Raw genomic sequence first — 19,298 nt, 5'->3', positions numbered from 1 at the left:
ATGGACGAACAGCCGGCCTACTTTGTGAAATCGGTCGAAAAGGCGTTCGACGTGCTCCGGGCCTTCACTCCGAACGCCCCCCGGCTGACGGTGTCCCAAGTGGCCGCGGCAGCGGATACCACCAGGGCCTCCGCCCGGCGGTTCCTCCTCACCCTTGCCGACCTCGGGTACCTGCGGGCCGACGGTGCGCACTTCGAGCTGACCGCGCGCTCGCTGGATATCGGACGGTCCTTCCTGGCCAACCTTGAGCTTCCGGCCATCGCGGACCGGCACCTGAAGGCGCTTGCTGCCGAGCTGAACGAGACCACCTCCCTCTGCATTCTGGACGGCGCCGACGTCGTGTATGTCGCCTGTGTGCCCTCGCCCCGGCTGCTCAGCGTGACGATCACCGTGGGCACCAGGTTCCCGGCCTGGGCCACCTCCATGGGGCGCGTGCTGCTGGGGGGCCTGACCGAGCCGAATCTGCAGGCCTACTTCGAAACCGTCCGGCTGCAGAGGCTGACGGAACACTCGATCGCAAGCCTCGACCAGCTGCGGACGGAAATTGACCGTGCCAGGTCAAGGGGGTGGGCCATGGTGTCGCAGGAACTGGAAGAGGGGCTGCGCGGCGTGGCTGTACCGGTGTGCCGCGGCCATGACGTGGTGGCGGCCGTCAACGTCTCCCTGCAGACCCATCGGTCGCCTGCTGAGAACATCGAAAAGTCCGTGGTGCCGCGCCTGCAGGAGGCGGCCCGGCAGATCGGCCTGGACTACGGCGGGGACGCGTCCGGGCTGCGGCGGGCCTGATGGCCAACTCGCCCTCCGGCGAATCCGTCATCCAGCGCGTGGTGAAGATCCTGGATGCCTTTTCGAAGGGCCGGCCGCGGATGTCGCTGAGCGAACTGGTCCGGGCCACCGGCATGTCCAGCAGCACCGCCCACCGGCTGGCCAACGACCTGGTGGACAGCGGGCTGCTGAACCGCAGCGAGGCAGGGGACTACGGCGTCGGCATGAAGATGTGGGAACTGGCGTCCCGCAGCAATCCGCTTGAGGAATTCCGACGCCGGGGCCTTCCGTTCCTCGAAGGTGTCCATGCCGCCGTCCGGGAGCAGGTCTCCCTCTCCATTCCCGACGTCGGTTCCGGCACCGTGCTTTACCTGGAACAGCTGGACCGGCACGGCACCGCCACCAACCTTGCGGCAGTGGCCGGCCGGCTCCTGATTCACAACACGTCGTCCGGCATGGCCATGATGGCCCACATGCCGCGCGACGTGCAGGAGCGGTTCCTGGCCGGGCCGCTGGAGAAAACCACGGCGGCCACGGAGACGGATCCGGCGCGCCTGCGCGCCCAGCTCGCCCTGATCCGGGAACGCGGATACGTCCGTATGGCAGGCGTCCTGGTGGAGGAAAACACCGCCTACGCCGTCCCCGTCTTTGGCGAGGGAAACAGCGTGATCGGAGCGATCGCCGTCGTAATTCCGACGGCGGACGAGGACCCCAAGGTGGTTCTTCCCGTCCTGGTGGCCGCGGGGCGCGGACTGTCCCGGACCATGGGCGCAGAGCGCCGTCCGTACGGCACGCGGCCCTGGCTCCAGGGAAACTGACCGGCGCCCTTTTCCACCAGGGACCGAGCAGAGCCCGCGTCCCGTTCAATGGGAAGTTTCGCCACGGCGCATTTCCCTGCTCCTAGTGTTTTCCTCCAGAGCGGCAGCCACCGGACACGGTGCACGCTCACCACTTTGGCCCCACCAACTTCGGTGGCGGCCGCCCTGGAAACTCAATGAGGAGAACCTATGGGACATTTCCAGCCCCCCACCCCCGCCGCGGAGACCGCCGTCCTGGAACGCGCGGACAGCCTCCCTGCGAAGACGCCGCGGAAGGCCGCACTGGCTTCCTTCCTCGGATCCACGCTGGAGTACTACGACTTCTTCATCTATGGCACGGCAGCAGCGCTGGTGTTCCCGAGGATCTTCTTCCCCGGCGGAGACCCGGTGGTTGCCCTGCTCGGCGCGATGGCCACGTTCGGCGTCGGCTACCTGGCCCGGCCCCTGGGCGGCGTCATCATGAGCCACTTCGGGGACAGGATCGGCCGCAAGCAGGCACTGATGATCACGCTGGTGATCATGGGTGTGGCCTCCATCGGCATCGGCTTCCTGCCCACCTATGACCAGGTCGGCTACTGGGCCACGGCGCTCCTGCTGGTGGGCCGGCTGGCGCAGGGATTCTCCGCCGGCGCTGAGGCAGCGGGCGCATCCACCCTGACCATGGAACACTCCCCGGAAGGACGCCGCGGCTTCTTCACCAGCTTCGTGATGACCGGCTACGCGTCCGGCATGGTGCTCTCCACTGTGGTGTTCATCCCGCTCGCTGCCCTCCCGGAGGAGCAGCTGCTGGGGTGGGGCTGGCGCGTCCCGTTCTGGCTGTCCGCCGTGGTGCTGCTGGTCGCCTACTGGATCCGCACCCGGCTCGAGGAGCCGCCCGTGTTCGAGGAGACCGTGGAAGCTAAGAAGCCCACGGGCATCCCCGCGGCCGAGGTGCTGAAAACCCAGTGGCGCGACGTTCTGCGCGTGGCCCTCGTGATGCTGTTCTCCGTCATGCAGACCACCTTCACCGTGTACGCGCTGGCCTACGCCACCGGCAAGGGCATCGGCCTGGACCGGACCCTGATGCTCACGGTCAACGCACTCACCATCGGCCTGTCCATGTTCACCATCCCGCTGGCCGGCATCATCTCGGACCGGTTCGGCCGCAAGAAGGTGCTCCTGGTGGGCTCCCTGGGCTGCGCCGTCACCTCGTTCGGCTACTTCTGGGCCATCAGCGAGCACAACATCGCCCTGATCTTCGTCTTCGGATTCCTGAACATGTCCGTCTTCTACTCCTGCTGGAACGGTGTGTGGACCGTCTTCTTCCCCGAGATGTTCCCGGCGCCGGTCCGCTACTCCGGGATGGCCATCGGCAGCCAGGTGGGGCTGATCCTCACCGGCTTCGCCCCGGCCATCGCCACCGTCCTGGCCCAGCCCGGCCCCGGCGGCTGGATCCCGGTGGCAGTCTTCACCGTCGCCTGCCTGGCCGTCTCCGCGATCGCCATCGCCACGGCCCGCGAAACCCACAGGACCCCGCTCGAGGAGCTCGGCCTGCCGCGCCAGCGCAGTACTTCCGCCTGATATCCCCGGCCCCGCCCCACTGAAGCCCGGCCCCCGCCCCACTCAGAATGAAAGTTGGAACCATGACCCCGTCAGCAACCGCCCCCCGCACGTACCGAGCCGGAATCGTGGGCTGCGGCGCCATCTCCCGCAACCACCTCGAGGCCTTTGGTGCCCTGGACAACGTGCAGTTGGTGGGGGTGTGCGACATCGATCTGGACCGGGCACGCGCCACCGCCCGGGACTGGAACGTGCCGCATGCGGTGAACACCGTGGACGAGATCCTGGCGCTGGGCGTGGACATCGTGTCAGTCTGCACACCCCACCCGACCCACGAAGAGGTGGTGGTCAAGGTGGCGGCAGCCGGGGTCCATGTGTTGTGCGAAAAGCCGATCGCCACCCGGATCGAGTCGGCGGAGCGCATGGTCACCGCCTGCGAGGAGGCCGGCGTGCAGTTCGGGGCACTGTTCCAGCGCCGCTTCTGGCCTGCCGCGCAACGGATCCGCTCCGCCATCGACGACGGGACGCTGGGCCGGCCGCTCATGGCCCAGTGCTCCGTGATGCTTCACCGCGCGCCGGAGTATTACAACCGGGACGCGTGGCGCGGCACCTGGGAGAACGACGGCGGCGGCGTGCTCATGACGCAGGCCATCCACCAGATCGACCTGCTGCAGTGGTACCTCGGCGACGTGTCGGAGGTCTACGGGAAGGTCAACACCTACCGCCACGGCGACTACATCGAGGTGGAGGATTCCGCCACGGCCGTCATCACCTTCACCTCGGGCGCCATGGCAACGCTAGAGGCGTCGACGGCGGTGTCGCCCAACCTGGGCATCCAGCTGAGGATCACCGGCGAAACAGGAGCCTCGGCGTCGCTGACGGAATTCCCCGAGGGCAGCGACGGCCGGCTCGACCTGTGGGCCGTGGGGGAAAGGATCACCGTGGAGCCCGTCCATCCGGAGGGCGTGGAGCCGAACGTCGACCTCTCCACCATCAACGGCCAGCTGATTCCGCACCACACCAGCCAAGTCCGCGACTTCGTGCAGGCTTTGGACGCCGGCAGCGAGCCCGCCATCACCGGCAAGGACGCGCTGAAATCGCTGCGGATCCTGCTGGCGGTCTACGAATCCTCGCGCACCGGAGTTCCCGTTCGCTTCGCCGGCGCCGAGGCTTCACCGGGTGTGGAAATACCGGCCGACGTCGTGACCCGGGTCCCGGCAGAAGCGGCAGGTTAGGCCATGACGGAGCACAACAGCGGCTATGCCGCCCGCCCGCTCACCCTGGGCCGGAACGGCCGCACGCCGCGGACCCTCCGCAACCGGCTCGCCTCCGCTCCGATGGAACGGAACTACGGCACCGTGGACGGCCACATTACAGAGCAGTACATCGACTACCTGGTCACCCGCGCCAGGGCCGGTCTCGGACTGGTCACCACCGAAGCCACCTATGTGCGGGCCGACGGCAAGGGCCGCACGCATCAGCTGGGCCTCCACACCGACGCGATGGTTCCCGGGCTGCGCAGGCTCACCGACGCGCTGCACGCCGAAGGTGCGCTGGCCGCCGTCGAACTTAATCACGGCGGCCGGACCGCCCAGGCGGCGGTGTCCGGGCACAAGAACGTGGCGCCGTCGCCGGTGCCGTGCGCGGTGGCGGGCGGGGAGGTGCCGCGGGAACTGACCGCCGGGGAATGCCATGACCTCGTGGCGGCATATGCCGCGGCTGCCCGCCGGGCCGTGGCTGCGGGCTTTGACGTGATCAATATCCACGGCGCCCACGGCTACCTGATCCATCAGTTCATGTCGCCCATCTCCAACCACCGCAGGGACGAGTTCGCCCGCCCGGAGCACTTCCTGAACCTGGTCATCGACGCCGTGCGCGAGGCCGCGCCGGACGCCATCGTCGGGGTGCGGGTGTCTGTCGTCGAGGGCCCGGCGGACGGCATCAGCGCCGAAGATCAGGTGGGTATCATGGCCAAAGCGCACCTGGACCGGCTGGACTTCCTGGACCTGTCCGCCGGCAGCTACGACGCCGGTGAATGGATAGTGCAGCCCGGCGAATGGAAGCCCGGCCTGCTCCGGGACTACGCCGCGGCCTACCGGCAGTTCGGGCTTCCCCTGGGCATGGCCGGGCGGCTGAACTCGCCCGCCGTCATCGAAGAGGTCCTCGGCGACGGCGTCTGCGATTTCGTCAGCCTGGCACGGGCCATCCACGCGGACCCCGCCTTTGTGGGCGGCGTGCTGCGGGGCGAGACGTACCGGCCCTGCATCGCCTGCAACGTCTGCATCGATACCCTTGGCCAGGGGCAGGTCACGTGCACCGTCAACCCCGCGGTCGGGCGCTCGCGGGTCCCGCTTCCGACGCCGGGAGTGCGCCAGGGCGCCCGGGTCGCCGTGGTCGGCGCCGGACCCGCCGGCCTCACCGCTGCCCGGGAACTCGCCCTGGCAGGCGCGCAGGTCACCGTGCTCGACGGCGGCGCCCGGCACGGCGGGCAGCTCGCCCTCGCGGAACGGATGAAGTCCACCCCGGATTTCCACCGCTTCACCGACTGGTCCGCGGCCGAGAACGAACGGTTGGGCATTGATGTCCGGTTGGGCAACCAGGTGGATTCCCGCGACGTCGTGGCGCTGGTCCGCGAAACGGGGGCCGACGCCGTCGTGCTGGCCACCGGCGGGACCCGTCCCGGGGCAGGGTTCCCCGGCGCGGACCTGCCCGGCGTGGCCGACGTGCGCGACTGGCTTGCCGCCCACCCCGAGGTGCTGCACCTCGATGGAGCCGGCGGAAACGCCCCGGAAGCCGTGACCATCTGGGGTGCGGACTCGGTGGCGATGAGCCTGGCCGACACCCTCGCGGACCGCGGCACCGCCGTGCTGCTGGTGGGGCCGCAGGAGGTCCTCGCTCCGGAATCCGGGCGGCGGGCAAAGATCCTTGCCGTGCCCCGGCTGGAACAGAATCCCCGGGTCCGGATCCGGCTGGGTGCCACGATCGAGGAATACGACGGCGGCCGGATCCGGATCGCCGGAACGTCCCGGGACGGGGCCGACTCGGAATGGCTGGACGCGCCGGGGAGCCTGCTGGTGTCCCGTTCAGTGCTGCCGCTGGACGGCTCCGTCCCCGCGGAGGACCGAGAGGCAGACCTTGCCCGCGAGGCCGGCGTGCCGGTCGCGTTGGCCGGAACAGTGGTGGACCGGACCCCCGCCATCGCCTCCAACGCGGTGAAAAGCGGCTACGACGCGGCACAGCGCATCGCCGCAGCCCTTGCCGCCCACCCCGCAACGCCTGGGGCCAACCCCGCAGAACGCCCTGTCGAACTAAGCATGAACGGAGCAGCATCATGAGCGCACCGCGCCGCCCGCTGGGCCTGGCCCAGCTGTCCCTCCTCAACACCGCCCCGCCGCAGCTGGTGGCCATCGCCGCGGAAGCCGGCTTCGACTTCATCGGCGCCCGCGTCCGCCCCGTCACGGCTGCCGAGCGCCCGTATGACCTGCAGCCGGGGTCGCCGATGCTGAGGGAGACGCTGGCCCGGATGGCCGACACCGGGGTGACGGTCCGCGACATCGAGTTCCTGCTGCTGGACGGCACCGACCAGCGCGACGCGTGGCTTGCCATGATGGCGGCGGGGCAGGCCCTCGGTGCGGCGTCCCTGACGGTGGCCGCGTCCGATCCCGATCCCGCACGCCTTGCCGACACGCTGGCGCGCATGACAGAGGACGGCCGCAACCACGGCATCGTTCCCACCCTCGAGCCCATCTCCTACCAGGCGGTGCATTCCATCCCGGACGCGGTGGCCCTGGCCCGCACCGCGGGCTGCAACATTGTGGTGGACGCACTCCACCTGAACCGCTTCGGTGCTGTCCCGGGGTCCGCGCAGTGGCGGGACCTTGAAGCGAACCATGACCTGGTGCCGCTGCTTCAGCTGTGCGATGGTCCCGTGACGCGTCCGGCCGACCGTGCGGCGCTGGTGGCGGAGTCCCGCTCGGAACGCGGTGTTCCGGGCGAAGGCGGTTTCGACCTGGCCGCCCTGGTCAACGCTTTCTCCGCCGATCTTCCGGTGAGCGCCGAGGTGCCGTCGGACAGCACCGTCGCCCGGCTGGGCGAGCTGGGCTGGGCACGGAAGCTCAAAGCCGCATCGGACACCGTGCTGCAGGCGGCAGACAACCTCCAGAAAGCAGGAAGCAAATGACCTGGGAACTACAGGAAAGCACGGAAGTACAGGAAAGCCAGACAGTACAGGAAGGCATGACGGCGGAACTGGTGCCCGGCGTCGAAATTCCCCTTATTGGCCTGGGCACCTGGCCGATGACCGGCGAGGAGGCCGCCGACGCCGTGGCCCGCGCCATCACTAGCGGGTACCGGCACATCGATACGGCCGAAAACTACGGCAACGAGGAGGCCGTGGGTGAGGGGATCCGCCGCAGCGGCATCGCCCGCCGGGACCTGTTCCTCACCACCAAATTCAACAGGCAGTGGCACGGCAGAGCCGGTGTGCGCGAGGCCTTCGGTGCGGCAACCCGGCGGCTTGGCACCGGGTATCTGGACCTCTTCCTGATCCACTGGCCGAATCCTTCCCAGGACCGGTTTGTTGAAGCCGCGGAGGGGCTCGCCCAACTGGCTGAGGAGGGGCTGATCAGGTGCTGGGGCGTTTCTAACTTCAAGCCGGCCCACCTGCGGGAGCTGCAGGCGGCAGGCCTGGAAATTCCAATCAACCAGGTGCAGATCGATCCCGAACACCAGCAGCTGGACCAGCTGGCCTTCCACCGTGGGCACGGCATCGCCACCGCGGCCTACAGCCCGCTGGGCCGCAACGGCAGCTTCCTCTCCGCTGCTGCCGTCACCGGTCCCGCCGAGGAATACGGCAAGACACCGGCGCAGGTGGTGCTCCGCTGGCAGGTCCAGTCCGGCCGGGTGGCCATCCCCAAGTCCGCCGACGACCGGCGGCAGCGCGAAAACCTCGACGTCTTCGGCTTTGCCCTCACGGAGGCGGAAATGGCCGGCATCGATGCCTTGGACACGGGCGCGCCGCCGCGGCTCGACTCGGACGAATTCGGACACTGAAAGAAGCACTGGAGCAAGAGATGACTTTACCGACTGATGCGACAACACCTTCCCCGGGCGGAGAAGGTGTGCCGGCCGAAAGCCCCGACACCCTGACCTGCGACACTCTGACCTGTGATGTCCTAGTGGTGGGCTCCGGTGCGGGCGGCCTGGCCGCCGCCGTGACGGCCGCGTACCACGGGCTGAAGGTTGTGGTGGTGGAAAAGGCGGACGTGTGCGGGGGCGCCACAGCATGGTCTGGCGGCTGGGCCTGGGCGCCCGGCAATCCGCTGGCCAGGGCAGCCGGCATCAGCGAGGACAAGGAGACCTTCCGCACCTACCTGCGCGGTGTCCTGGGGGCCGACTACCAGGCCGACCGGGTTGACGCGTTCCTGGAGGCGGTCCCGCACATGGTGGGCTTCTTCCACCAGAAGACGTCGCTGCAGTTTGTCCCCGGCGCCAGGATCAACGACATCTACGGCGGGCTCCCCGGCGCCGGGACGGGGCACCGCTCAGTGGGTCCCAAGCCGATGAACGCCCGGCGGATCCGTCCGGAGGTGCGCGCCAAGCTCCGGCACCAGCTGTATGAAACCTCGTTCCTGGGAATGGGCATCATGGCCGGACCTGACCTGGCCAAATTCCTGTCCGCGTCCCGGGGCAATCCCCGCGGGCTCCTCCATGCCGGCTGGCGCTTCGGCCTGCACATCCTGGACCTGCTGGCGCACCGGCGCAACATGCAGCTGGTCAACGGCACCGCCCTCACCGGCCGGCTGCTGCAGTCCGCAGACCGCTTCGGCGTGGACATCCGCGTCTCCACACCGGCCCGCCGCCTGCTGACCGACGGCAGCGGCAAGGTGACGGGCGCCGTCGTCGGAACGCCCGAAGGGGAGCTGCGGATCAACGCCGCACGCGGCGTGGTCCTGGCCGCCGGAGGCTTCCCGCAGGACGTGGAGCGCCGGAAGGGGCTGTTCCCGCACACGCCCACCGGGCACGAACACTGGACACTGGCGCCTGCCGAGGCCAGCGGTGACGGTATCAGCCTGGGCCAGCAGGTGGGTGCCCGCTTCCGGACCGACGTGACATCCGCGGCCGCATGGTGCCCGGTGTCGCTGGTGCCGTACCGCAGCGGCCGGACCGGCACGTTCCCGCACATCATGGACCGCGCCAAGCCCGGCAGCATCGGCGTCCTCCGCAATGGGAAGCGGTTCGTCAACGAAGCCAACGGGTACTACGACTACGTGACAGCAATGCTGGAGGCCACGCCGCAGGGGGAGCAGGCGGAGGCCTGGCAGATTGCCGATTCCCGCTTTGTGCGCCGCTTCCCGCTGGGCATGGCCAAGCCGCTTCCCGTGCCGCTCTTTCCCTACCTGCGTTCCGGCTACCTGAAGAAGGGCCGCACCCTCGAGGAACTCGCGGAGCGGTGCGGCATCGACCACGCCGGGCTGAAGGAGACCGTGGAGCGCTTCAACCGCCATTCGGCCGCCGGCGCGGACCCGGACTTCGGCCGCGGCTCCACGCCCTTCAACCGGTATGGCGGAGACCCGTCTGTAAAGCCGAATCCGTCGCTGGGCCCCATCGAGAAGGGCCCGTTCTACGCCGTGCGCGTGGTGCCGGGCAGCTTTGGCACGTTCGCGGGACTGGATGTGGACGGCCGCTCCCGGGCCCTGGACAACGCCGGCCGGGCCATCCCGGGGCTGTACGTCGCCGGCAATGACCAGGCCAGCGTGATGGGCGGGCACTACCCGGCGGGCGGCATCAACCTCGGCCCGGCGCTGGCGTTCGGGTATGTCGCCGGCCGCGACCTGGCCGGCGCCGTGGAGTACGAGGATGACGGCACCATGCCCGCGGACTCCGGCGCCGGGGTGGGTGCAGCCTGAGCGGGGACGGACAGGCCATTGACTTCCTTCGCGCACGGCCATATCCTACAACCAAATGGTTGTAGATCAGTTTAGCGATGCCGAACTCGACCGCCTCTTCCAGGCGTTCGCGGACACCACCCGGCGGGACATCATGCGCCGGGTGGCGGTGGGCGAGTACTCGGTGACCGGCCTGGCGGCTCTCTACGCCATGAGTTTTGCCGCCGTTCAGAAGCACGTGGCGGTGTTGGAGCGCGCCTCCCTGGTCACCAAGGAGAAGCGCGGAAGGGAGCAGATCGTGCGGGGCAACCATGAAGGCCTGGAGAAAGCCCGCCGGCTGCTTGACGAGTACGAGGCGATCTGGCGGCAGCGCGTCGCCCGGATGGCAGACATCCTCGCTGAAGAATAGGAAGGGTCCGGCAATGACGGTTATCAGTTCCACCAAGAATCCCGAGGCGCTCAGCTTCATCCTCGTGGCAGAGTTCGACGCCGACGTGAAGCGCGTCTGGCAGATCTGGGAAGACCCGCGGCAGCTCGAGCGCTGGTGGGGTCCGCCAACCTGGCCGGCAACGTTCAGCCAGTACGAATTCACCCCCGGCGGAGAGGCTTCCTATTACATGACCGGCCCGGAGGGCGAGAAGGCTGGCGGCTGGTGGCGCATCACCGACATTCAGGCGCCGAACCGCCTCGAGTTCGACGACGGCTTCGCTGACGATAACGGCGCCCCGGTCGAGGCCATGGGCACCGCGCACGCCACCGTCACGCTGGAGGACATCGGCGGCCGCACCCGGATGACCGTCCAGTCCGTCTTCGAATCCGAGGAGCAGATGAACAAGATGATGGAGATGGGCATGGAGGACGGCATGAAGGAGGCCGCCGGACAGATCGACGCCCTTTTGGCCGAGCACTCCCGCGCGTAGCGAACTGCTCCGGCTTAAACGCAAGAGGACGACGGCGGGAAGGGTCCGCCGTCGTCCTCTGACGTTTTGTCCGGGGTGTTGGTTAGAGTGCAGCGCCTGAGGTGTTCAGGCTGAGCGTGAAGGTGTTCGGGCCGCTGAGGGTGACGGCGACGTCACTCTTCTGTGCGTTGGCCCGGCGGGAAAAATCGTGCACCAGCGTCTCCAGCGTGTGGTTCACTGCAGAACGGTCCCAGATCTTGATCGTCATTGATTCAGCGGTTTCAAAGGTCATGTCAGTGCTTTCGTGTCTGGGCATAGCGCCAATGCGATGCCGCGGAACAGGTCGGCCCAGAGAACGCTCGGAGGCCTAAGGCAGCTCGACGAGCTCACCGGTTTGGCCTCATTGCGTCCACCAGGATTTTGTTGTGTTTGAACTTCTAAGTCCGAGTTTGGAAAGCGTATTCCTACCGGGCTTCACTCTATGATGCACAGGCGGCGGAAGGCTTTTCAACCGATTTGGCCCCAAACGGTGGGTGAGGTTTGACACACACCGGCGACGGTGCAGGGCACGCGTGAGCCTCCCCACATTCAGCGCGAACGTACAGTTGTGGCCCTTAGGAAGCGGTTTCCAAGGGCCTCATCTGTACGTTCGCGCGGGGGTGGCGGAGCCGAGGACGCCGTCGTCCATCCGTTGCGGAGCCGGTTAGCGGCTTAGCCGATAAGCGCCAGGACCGAGCCGGAGGTGATCACGTCGCCCGGGCTAGCGGCGACGCCGGAAAGGACGCCGCCCCGGTGGGCGGGAACACTGGTTTCCATCTTCATGGCCTCCAGGACCACCACGGGATCGCCGGCGGTCACGTCGCTGCCCGGTTCCACGAGCCACTTCACCACGGTGCCGCTCATGGCGGCGCGGAGTTCCGCCGGGTCGGAGGCGCCGTCCGGGGAACCGCCGTCCGGGGAACCGACGCCGGACGGGCCAGCGGCGGAAGCACCCAGGCCAGCGGGAAGCGCCTGGCCTGAACGCGCCCAGCCGTCCAGCAGGTCGGCCGGAAGCCCGACCGCGAGCCGGCGGCCGTCCACGTCCACGGTGATGGTCCGCCGGCGGCCATCGGGACTGGTGGGGGTGAAGTCGGGATCGGCGGGGATGCTGTCGGCGAAATCCGTTTCGATCCAGCGCGTGTGGACGTCCAGGCCCGTCTCGGAAACGAAGTCCGCGGCTTCCACCACCGCGCGGTGGAACGGCAGGACGGTGGCCACGCCGGTGATGCTGATCTCGGCGAGGGCGCGGCGGGCCCGGCGCAGCGCCTGCTGGCGGTCGGCGCCGGTGACGATCAGCTTCGCCAGGAGCGAGTCGAACTGCGGTGCGACGAAGGAGCCGGAGCGGACTCCCGTGTCCAGCCGGATGCCGGGGCCGGTGGGGGCCGTGAAGTCGCTGACGGTGCCGGGGGAAGGCAGGAAGCCACGTCCCACGTCTTCGGCGTTGATCCTGAATTCGAAGGCGTGGCCGCGCGGGGCGGGATCCTCGGTGAGGCGGAGCCGTTCCCCGGCGGCGATCCGGAACTGTTCCTGGACCAGGTCGATCCCCGTGGTTTCCTCGGTGATGGGGTGTTCCACCTGCAGCCGCGTGTTCACCTCGAGGAAGGCGACGGTGCCGTCGGCGGCGACCAAAAACTCCACCGTCCCCGCGCCCGAGTAGCCGGCTTCCCGGCAGACTGCCTTGGCGGCGTCGTAAATCTGGGTCCGCTGCCCCTCGCTGAGGAACGGCGCCGGGGCCTCCTCCACCAGCTTCTGGTGCCGGCGCTGGAGGGAGCAGTCGCGGGTTCCGACGACGACGACGTTGCCGTGCGTGTCGGCCAGGACCTGGGCTTCGACATGGCGCGGGCGGTCCAGGTAGCGTTCCACGAAGCATTCGCCGCGGCCGAAAGCGGCCACCGCCTCACGGACGGCTGAGTCGAAGGCTTCCTCGATCTCCTCTATATTCCGGACCACCTTCAGGCCCCGGCCGCCGCCGCCGAAGGCCGCCTTGATGGCGATCGGGAGGCCATGCTGTTCGGCGAAAGCGCGGGCCTCCGCGGCGGATTCCACCGGCCCGTCACTGCCCGCCACGAGCGGCGCCCCCGCACGGACGGCGATCTCGCGGGCGGTGATCTTGTTGCCGAGCTGGCGGATGGCCTCCGGTGACGGCCCGATCCAGGCGAGTCCTGCATCCAGCACGGCTTGGGCGAAATCCGCATTCTCGGACAGGAAGCCGTAGCCGGGGTGGACGGCGTCTGCTCCGGCTCTGGCTGCCACATCGAGCAGCTTGGGGATGTTCAGGTAGGTGTCCGCCGGGGAGTTGCCGCCGAGGCTGAAGGCCTCGTCCGCGGCGGCGACGTGCATGGCGTCCGCGTCGATGTCTGCATACACAGCCACGGAGCTCAGCTGGGCGTCGTCACAGGCCCGGGCGATGCGGACGGCGATTTCGCCGCGGTTGGCAATGAGGACCTTGTGCATCAGTTACTCGCTTCTCTTTCTGGAGCTTCTTCGGAGGGGCCGGCGGTGGCTGCGGCAGATTCGGGGGCGATGCGGAAGCGGATGCTCCCGCCGATCGGGACCTGGGCGGCCAGGTCGAGCTGGTGGTCCACCACCACGCCGATCACCGGGTAGCCGCCCGTGATGGGGTGGTCGGCGAGGAAGAGGACGGGCAGGCCCTCCGGGGGCATCTGGATGGCACCCGCCACCGTTCCTTCGCTGGGCAGCTCGCCGGTGCGGCTGCGCTGCAGCGGTGTTCCCTGCAGCCTCATGCCCACACGGTTGGACTCCGGCTTGACCGTCCAGTCTTGGCTGCACAGGGAGTCGATCGCGGCCTGGTCGAACCAGTCCGCACGCGGGCCGGGGACGATGTCCAGCACGGTGACTCCGCCGTGCGGATAGTCTGGCTGGATTTCCGGGCTGCCCACGACGCCGGACTCGGCCGCGCCACCGGAGGGCAGCAGCTGGCCGGCCGCCAGCGGCTTCGGACCGATTCCGGACATGGTGTCCGTGGAGCGGCTGCCCAGCACCGGCGGCGCGTCGACGCCGCCCCGGATAGCTATGTAGCTGCGGAAGCCGGCGTCGGGAACTCCGATGGTGAGGATTTCGCCGTCCAGGAGGGCGAACGGCGCGGCCACCGGAACGGTGCGCTGCCGGTTCTGTGAGTCGCCGTTCTGTATCTCGCCGGTGTCCGCCGCGTCGGGGGAGGCCGACGGCGTTACGACGGTGAGTATCGACGGCGCCCCCGCAACAGCCAGGACCTGGTCACCGACGGCCTGGACCCTGAGCCCGCCGGAGACGGTCTCGATGGCGGCGGCCGACGGCGCGTTCCCGACCAGGCGGTTTGCCCGGCGGAGCGACGCCCGGTCCAGCGCTCCGGCAGCGGAGACGCCGAGGGCCGAATGCCCCTGCCGGCCCAGATCCTGGATGAGGCTGTGGATTCCGGGCGCAAGGACGCGGAGACCGGAGGTGGTTGCAGGGGGTTGCTGCTGGCTGTCGGTTTGCCGGGTGTCCTGGCCTGCCAGTTGGACCACATCGCGGACGGCACGGAACTGGACCCGGTGGCCCGGACTGGCAAGCGCGGGTTCGGGGCGGTCGAGGTCCCACATCTTCGCTCCGGTGCGGCCGATCAGCTGCCAGCCTCCCGGAGACTTTCGCGGGTAGACGGCCGAGTAGTTCCCGGCCAGCGCCACCGATCCTGCCGGGACCGCGGTGCGCGGGGAGCTCCGGCGCGGAACCTCCAGCGCCTGGTTCTCGCCCACCATGTACCCGAAGCCGGGCGCGAAGCCCGCGAAGGCAACGGTCCAGACCTGGCCGGTGTGGGCTGCGATCACGCCGTCGGCACCGAGGCCGGTCAGCTGCCCCACTTCGGCGAGATCCTCGCCGTCATACACGGTATCTATGACCACCAGGCCGCCAGCCCGCTCCGCCGGCGCCGTGAGGTCCAGTTCCAGGAGGGCCTGCCCGATCCGCCGGGCAGCGGCGGGGGATTCGGCCCTGATCATGACGGTTTCGGCGGCGGCCAGGACATCCTGCTGGCCCGGCAGCGGAGCGTCGAGGAGCGCGGCCTGCAGGGCGAGCACGTCCTGGGTTCCGGATACTTCGGCGAGGACCGTGCGCGTTCCCACCGGCCGCACCGCGCGCACCCTGCCGGGGCGCGCAGCGTCCGGACGCGGGGTGTTCGGGGGCGCAGTGGTTGGGGCCGCGGTGGTTGGGCGGGTGGTGTTTGGGCGGATGTCCGGCGCGGGCTTGCCGGATGATGCGGAGGGCATGTCCACGTTATTGTTCGCCATCGGGTCCTGAGTCCGTCGCTTCATGCTAGACGAAGGCCTTGATGCTAATGCCGGCGGCGTCGAGCGCGCGCTTCACAGCCACAGCCATGGCCACAGCTCCCGGAGAATCCCCGTGGACGCACACCGATTCCGCGCTGATCCTCAGGTCCGAACCGTCGATCGCGCTGATGGCCTCCCCGGTGGTCATCTGCAGGACGCGGGCGGCAACCGCCTCCGGATCCTCCAATACGGAACCGGGCTGGGAGCGCGACGCCAGCGTGCCGTCCGGGTTGTAGCCGCGGTCGGCGAACGCCTCGGAGACGGCCCGGAGCCCGGCTGCCTCCGCGAGCCGGAGCACTTCGGATCCGGGCAGGCCAAGGATGGGCAGGCCGGGATCCACCGACTTGACGGCGTCCACCACGGCGCGTGCCTGCGCGGTGTTGCGGACGATGGCGTTGTAGAGGCCACCATGCGGCTTCACGTAGCGGACGCTGGTGCCGGCCGTCGCGGCCAGCGCCTGCAGCGCGCCGATCTGGTAGACGACGTCGTCGGCCAGTTCACGGGGGTCGACGTCCATGTACCGGCGGCCGAATCCGGCCAGGTCACGGTAGCCCACATGGGCCCCGACCACCACGCCGGCCTTGGCGGCCGCCTCGCAAGTGGACCGGATGACGCTGGGATCGCCGGCGTGGAATCCGCAGGCGACGTTGGCGCTCGATACGGAAGCCATCATGGCTGCGTCGTCTCCCAGGCTCCATCGCCCGAAGGATTCACCGACGTCGCTGTTCAAATCTATTGCGTGCATTGTGACCCTCATCTCAACTCGTCCTTACACAAGAATGCACCCTCCGGCAGAAATGTTCAACAATTCAACAATCCGATTGTGGTTGGTTCGTGTAAATTCTCTGTATGGCCACAGTGAATCCGCACGAATCAACTGAGCGAGCAGCACCCGGCGTGGCGCGGCTGCGCGTGGCCGTGCCCTCGGTGGCCACCCGGGTCGCGAGCGAGCTCCGGCTCCAGATCGCCGAAGGCGCGCTTCCTCCCGGCACAAAGCTGAAGGAAGAAGCACTTTCCGAGGAGCTCGGGGTCTCCCGCAACACTGTGCGCGAGGCGTTCGCCGAACTCGCCAGCGAGCGGCTGGTGGTCCGCCAGCCCAACCGCGGCGTCTTTGTCGCCAGCCTCGATGCCAGCGACATCCACGACGTCTACGCCGTGCGGCGGGCCATCGAAGTCAGTGCCGTCCGGGGCGGCGGCAGCGCCGAAAGTGTTGCGGCTGTGCGGGCGGCCGTGGAAGAAGGGAAGCGCGCGGCCGAGGCTGGCGACAGCGAAGGGCTCGGCAGCGCCAACCAGCACTTTCACGGAGCCCTCGTCGCGATGGCCGGCAGTGAGCGCCTGAACATCATCATGTCGCAGGTGCTGGCCGAGATGCGGCTGTTCTTCCACAAGGCATCCATTGACGGCGGTTTCTATCAGGACTATCTGTCCGAGAACGAGCAGATCTGCACGGCGCTGGAAGCCGGGGAGTATGAGCGCGCGGCTGACCGGCTCCTGGCCTACCTCGCCAGGTCCGAAGAGCATCAGACTGCTGTCCACTCGTCCTAGCTGACGCCTTTTTTCACCACCCGCAGCGCGAACAGACACTCGCGGCCCCACTTCCGAGGGCCACGGGTGTCCGTTCGCATTTAAGCCTCTTGACGGTGTGATCCAGGTCGCGTAGATTGTTCAACAAGTTTGGATTGTTCTACATTTCCACAATCCAACAGAATGCTCCGCTTTCGGTGGCTGTCCGGGGAAGCCGCCAATCAGCCTCAGTGCCCGCGCCCTGTCAACGTTGCAGGCCGGGCAGGCTGGCGTACCAGCGCATCCGTAGCAACACGGATGACTTAACACTCTTCATGGAGGAACAAATGGCCAATCAATCCGCAATGGCCTCCGCAGGCACCAGGCCCGCCGTCGGGCGCAAGGACATGTACAAGGCGTTCGCGGCCAGCCTCACCGGGACCGCGCTGGAGTTCTACGACTTCGCTGTCTACTCCGCGGCGGCCGCCATCGTTTTCCCGCTGATCTTCTTCCCGGCGTCGGACCCGGTGACGGGCACCCTGCTGGCGTTCTCGACGTACGCGGTGGGCTACATTTCGCGGCCGGTCGGCGGCATCATCTTCGGCCGGCTGGGCGATGAGATCGGCCGCAAGAAGATCCTGGTCTTCACCCTGATGCTGATTGGCGTGGCCACCTTCCTCATCGGCCTGCTGCCCACCTACGGCAACATCGGGATCATCGCCCCGGCGATCCTCGTCTTCCTGAGATTCGCGCAGGGTGTGGGTGTCGGCGGTGAATGGGGCGGCGCCGTCCTGCTGTCCAGCGAATTCGGCGAACCCAGCCGGCGCGGATTCTGGGCCTCCGCGGCACAGATCGGCCCGCCCGCCGGCAACCTCCTGGCCAACGGTGCGCTCGCCGTCCTCACCCTGGCGCTGTCTGAGCAGGCATTCCTTGACTACGGCTGGCGGATCGCCTTCCTGATCTCTGCACTGCTGGTGGCCTTCGGGCTGTGGATCCGCCTGAAGCTGGAAGACACCCCCGTCTTCAAGGCCATGGAAGCCCGGGGCGAGCAGCCCAAGGCCCCCATCCGCGAACTCCTCGCCACCCAGCGCCGGCCCCTCCTGGCCGCCATGCTTAGCCGCATTGGCCCGGACGTCACGTACGCGCTCTGCACCGTCTTCACCCTGACCTACGGCATCCAGGAACTCGGCTTCGACCGCGGGCAGGTCCTCCTTGCCGTGCTCATCGGCTCGGGCCTGCAGCTCTTCACGATGCCGCTCGCGGGTGCCCTCTCCGACCGGATCAACCGGCGCCTCGTCTACGGCATCGCGGCAGTCGCTGCGGCTGTCTGGGGCTTCCTGTTCTTCATCGTGCTGGAAGGCCGCTCCCCTGTGATGCTCGTGGTGGGCACTGTGCTGGGACTGCTTTGCCACTCCTTCATGTACGGACCGCAGGCCGCGTTCGTCGTCGAGCAGTTCTCCCCGCGGCTCCGCTCCACGGGCAGCTCCCTGGCCTACACCTTTGCCGGCATCATCGGCGGAGCCATCGCACCGTTCATGTTCACCCTTCTGCAGAGCACCTTCCACAGCTGGGTCCCCGTGGCCATCTACCTCAGCGTTGCATGCCTGCTGACGGTGGTGGGCCTTGCTCTCGGCCGCGACTCGAATGTGGCCGAGGACGAGGAATACCTGCGGGCGTCAGCCGAAGTTGCCGGAAGCGCGGGCCGATGACACAGGCGAACGCCCTCCTGGCGCCGGCCGAGGCCCGCCGGCAGTTCCGCGACGGCCTGGTCACGCCCACCTCCGGCTGGAGCGACGGCTACACGCAGGCGAACCTGATCGCGGTGACGGCGGACTACGCGGACGAATTCCTCGAATTCTGCCGCCTCAACGCCAAGGCCTGCCCGGTCATCGACATCATTCCCGCGGGGCAGTACGAAAGTTCCCTCGCCAAAGGCTCCGACATCCGCACCGACATCCCTGCTTACCGGGTGTGGAAGGACGGTGTGCTGGCCGCCGAGGTACCGGACGTACGCTCGCTCTGGCGCGACGATATGGTGGGCGTGCTCATCGGCTGCAGCTTCACGTTCGAAGCCGCGCTGGCAAAAGAGGGCATCCCGCTCCGGCATACCGAGACGGGCCGCAACGTCCCCATGTACCGCACTAAAGTGGAGTGCACCCCCGCAGGGCGGATCCACGGCCCCATGGTCGTCTCGATGCGCCCGATGCCCGCCGAAATGGTGGAGACCGCTGTCAGGGTGACCGCGGAGGTGCCGAAGGTCCACGGCGCGCCGGTCCACGTCGGATCACCCGGCGAGCTCGGCATTGCCGACCTTTCGCGCCCCGACTTCGGCGATGCCGTGGACATCCGGCCCGGGGAAGTCCCGGTGTTCTGGGCCTGCGGGGTAACGCCACAGAGCGCCGTGATGGCATCCCGGCCGGCCTTCGCAATCAGCCACGCTCCCGGGCACATGTTCATCACGGACGTTCCGGAGAGCACGTACCGGGTGCCGGCAGGGCAATAAGCGCAGAACAAAGGCGGGGCCGGGCCACTGATGGTGTGGCC

At 68.4% G+C, this 19,298-nt stretch carries 17 protein-coding genes; 13 read left to right on the top strand and 4 right to left on the bottom strand.

The genetic code is table 11. From position 1 onward, the window contains the following. The 10 genes from QF036_RS22020 to QF036_RS21975 all read left to right on the top strand — a co-directional run bounded on the left by QF036_RS22020 (position 1) and on the right by QF036_RS21975 (position 10,929). Entirely contained in the window at positions 1-786 is a 786-nt protein-coding gene (locus QF036_RS22020) for an IclR family transcriptional regulator domain-containing protein (protein ID WP_307105289.1), read from the top strand. Then, positions 786-1,583 (top strand): IclR family transcriptional regulator, encoded by a 798-nt coding sequence (locus tag QF036_RS22015; protein WP_307105288.1) that lies wholly within the window; start codon positions 786-788, stop codon positions 1,581-1,583. The genes QF036_RS22020 and QF036_RS22015 overlap by 1 nt, the downstream gene beginning before the upstream one ends. Positions 1,584-1,772: 189 nt before the next feature. Beyond that, positions 1,773-3,143, top strand: a complete 1,371-nt coding sequence (locus tag QF036_RS22010; RefSeq protein ID WP_307105287.1) for an MFS transporter — start codon at positions 1,773-1,775, stop codon at positions 3,141-3,143. A gap of 62 nt (positions 3,144-3,205) precedes the next feature. Next, entirely contained in the window at positions 3,206-4,357 is a 1,152-nt protein-coding gene (locus tag QF036_RS22005; RefSeq protein ID WP_307105286.1) for a Gfo/Idh/MocA family protein, read from the top strand. A gap of 3 nt (positions 4,358-4,360) precedes the next feature. Then, positions 4,361-6,457 carry an oxidoreductase gene (locus QF036_RS22000; protein ID WP_307105285.1) on the top strand — a complete coding sequence of 699 codons (2,097 nt, stop codon included), beginning with the start codon at positions 4,361-4,363 and terminating at the stop codon, positions 6,455-6,457. After that, positions 6,454-7,302 carry a sugar phosphate isomerase/epimerase family protein gene (locus QF036_RS21995; RefSeq protein ID WP_307105284.1) on the top strand — a complete coding sequence of 283 codons (849 nt, stop codon included), beginning with the start codon at positions 6,454-6,456 and terminating at the stop codon, positions 7,300-7,302. Before QF036_RS22000 ends, QF036_RS21995 begins: the two co-directional genes overlap by 4 nt. Next, complete coding sequence (locus tag QF036_RS21990) at positions 7,299-8,174, top strand: aldo/keto reductase (RefSeq protein WP_307105283.1); 876 nt, start codon at positions 7,299-7,301, stop codon at positions 8,172-8,174. Before QF036_RS21995 ends, QF036_RS21990 begins: the two co-directional genes overlap by 4 nt. 20 nt (positions 8,175-8,194) lie before the next feature. Beyond that, positions 8,195-10,030, top strand: coding sequence for an FAD-dependent oxidoreductase (locus tag QF036_RS21985; RefSeq protein ID WP_307105282.1), 1,836 nt, complete (start codon positions 8,195-8,197; stop codon positions 10,028-10,030). A 55-nt stretch (positions 10,031-10,085) separates the two neighbouring features. Further along, positions 10,086-10,418 carry an ArsR/SmtB family transcription factor gene (locus tag QF036_RS21980; protein WP_307105281.1) on the top strand — a complete coding sequence of 111 codons (333 nt, stop codon included), beginning with the start codon at positions 10,086-10,088 and terminating at the stop codon, positions 10,416-10,418. A 13-nt stretch (positions 10,419-10,431) separates the two neighbouring features. Next, positions 10,432-10,929 (top strand): SRPBCC family protein, encoded by a 498-nt coding sequence (locus QF036_RS21975; protein ID WP_307105280.1) that lies wholly within the window; start codon positions 10,432-10,434, stop codon positions 10,927-10,929. 82 nt (positions 10,930-11,011) lie between these two features. On the opposite strand, the gene QF036_RS21970 is transcribed toward QF036_RS21975, so the two are convergent. The 4 genes from QF036_RS21970 to QF036_RS21955 form a co-directional block, all read right to left on the bottom strand. Then, entirely contained in the window at positions 11,012-11,200 is a 189-nt protein-coding gene (locus tag QF036_RS21970) for a hypothetical protein (RefSeq protein WP_307105279.1), read from the bottom strand. 419 nt (positions 11,201-11,619) lie between these two features. Then, positions 11,620-13,401 (bottom strand): ATP-binding protein, encoded by a 1,782-nt coding sequence (locus QF036_RS21965; RefSeq protein ID WP_307105278.1) that lies wholly within the window; start codon positions 13,399-13,401, stop codon positions 11,620-11,622. Then, a complete protein-coding gene (locus QF036_RS21960; RefSeq protein ID WP_307105277.1) occupies positions 13,401-15,212 on the bottom strand; it encodes a 5-oxoprolinase subunit B/C family protein in 1,812 nt (603 codons plus the stop codon). The genes QF036_RS21965 and QF036_RS21960 overlap by 1 nt, the downstream gene beginning before the upstream one ends. Positions 15,213-15,237: 25 nt before the next feature. After that, the gene (locus QF036_RS21955) at positions 15,238-15,996 is read right to left on the bottom strand and encodes a LamB/YcsF family protein (RefSeq protein ID WP_307106062.1); all 759 of its coding nucleotides are present in this window, start codon (positions 15,994-15,996) and stop codon (positions 15,238-15,240) included. Positions 15,997-16,100: 104 nt separating this feature from the next. Between QF036_RS21955 and QF036_RS21950 the strand changes: the two genes are divergently transcribed. The 3 genes from QF036_RS21950 (at position 16,101) to QF036_RS21940 (ending at position 19,257) form a co-directional block, all read left to right on the top strand. Further along, positions 16,101-16,796, top strand: a complete 696-nt coding sequence (locus tag QF036_RS21950; RefSeq protein ID WP_307105276.1) for a GntR family transcriptional regulator — start codon at positions 16,101-16,103, stop codon at positions 16,794-16,796. Between the two features lie 305 nt (positions 16,797-17,101). Beyond that, positions 17,102-18,463 carry an MFS transporter gene (locus QF036_RS21945; protein WP_307105275.1) on the top strand — a complete coding sequence of 454 codons (1,362 nt, stop codon included), beginning with the start codon at positions 17,102-17,104 and terminating at the stop codon, positions 18,461-18,463. After that, positions 18,460-19,257 (top strand): putative hydro-lyase, encoded by a 798-nt coding sequence (locus QF036_RS21940; protein ID WP_307105274.1) that lies wholly within the window; start codon positions 18,460-18,462, stop codon positions 19,255-19,257. Before QF036_RS21945 ends, QF036_RS21940 begins: the two co-directional genes overlap by 4 nt. Positions 19,258-19,298: the final 41 nt, after the last annotated feature.

The sequence above is a fragment of the Arthrobacter globiformis genome (genome assembly GCF_030817195.1).
Classification (GTDB): Bacteria; Actinomycetota; Actinomycetes; order Actinomycetales; family Micrococcaceae; genus Arthrobacter; species Arthrobacter globiformis_D.
This window is presented reverse-complemented; position numbering and strand designations above follow the sequence as displayed.

Coding starts and splice junctions, on each gene's coding strand:
- QF036_RS21990 (WP_307105283.1), top strand. CDS start 7,299: ATGACCTGGGAACTACAGGAAAGCACGGAAGTACAGGAAAGCCAGACA.
- QF036_RS21970 (WP_307105279.1), bottom strand. CDS start 11,200: ATGACCTTTGAAACCGCTGAATCAATGACGATCAAGATCTGGGACCGT.
- QF036_RS21965 (WP_307105278.1), bottom strand. CDS start 13,401: ATGCACAAGGTCCTCATTGCCAACCGCGGCGAAATCGCCGTCCGCATC.
- QF036_RS22005 (WP_307105286.1), top strand. CDS start 3,206: ATGACCCCGTCAGCAACCGCCCCCCGCACGTACCGAGCCGGAATCGTG.
- QF036_RS21975 (WP_307105280.1), top strand. CDS start 10,432: ATGACGGTTATCAGTTCCACCAAGAATCCCGAGGCGCTCAGCTTCATC.
- QF036_RS22000 (WP_307105285.1), top strand. CDS start 4,361: ATGACGGAGCACAACAGCGGCTATGCCGCCCGCCCGCTCACCCTGGGC.
- QF036_RS21995 (WP_307105284.1), top strand. CDS start 6,454: ATGAGCGCACCGCGCCGCCCGCTGGGCCTGGCCCAGCTGTCCCTCCTC.
- QF036_RS21980 (WP_307105281.1), top strand. CDS start 10,086: ATGGTTGTAGATCAGTTTAGCGATGCCGAACTCGACCGCCTCTTCCAG.
- QF036_RS21955 (WP_307106062.1), bottom strand. CDS start 15,996: ATGCACGCAATAGATTTGAACAGCGACGTCGGTGAATCCTTCGGGCGA.
- QF036_RS21960 (WP_307105277.1), bottom strand. CDS start 15,212: ATGGCGAACAATAACGTGGACATGCCCTCCGCATCATCCGGCAAGCCC.
- QF036_RS21950 (WP_307105276.1), top strand. CDS start 16,101: ATGGCCACAGTGAATCCGCACGAATCAACTGAGCGAGCAGCACCCGGC.
- QF036_RS21940 (WP_307105274.1), top strand. CDS start 18,460: ATGACACAGGCGAACGCCCTCCTGGCGCCGGCCGAGGCCCGCCGGCAG.
- QF036_RS21985 (WP_307105282.1), top strand. CDS start 8,195: ATGACTTTACCGACTGATGCGACAACACCTTCCCCGGGCGGAGAAGGT.
- QF036_RS22020 (WP_307105289.1), top strand. CDS start 1: ATGGACGAACAGCCGGCCTACTTTGTGAAATCGGTCGAAAAGGCGTTC.
- QF036_RS21945 (WP_307105275.1), top strand. CDS start 17,102: ATGGCCAATCAATCCGCAATGGCCTCCGCAGGCACCAGGCCCGCCGTC.
- QF036_RS22010 (WP_307105287.1), top strand. CDS start 1,773: ATGGGACATTTCCAGCCCCCCACCCCCGCCGCGGAGACCGCCGTCCTG.
- QF036_RS22015 (WP_307105288.1), top strand. CDS start 786: ATGGCCAACTCGCCCTCCGGCGAATCCGTCATCCAGCGCGTGGTGAAG.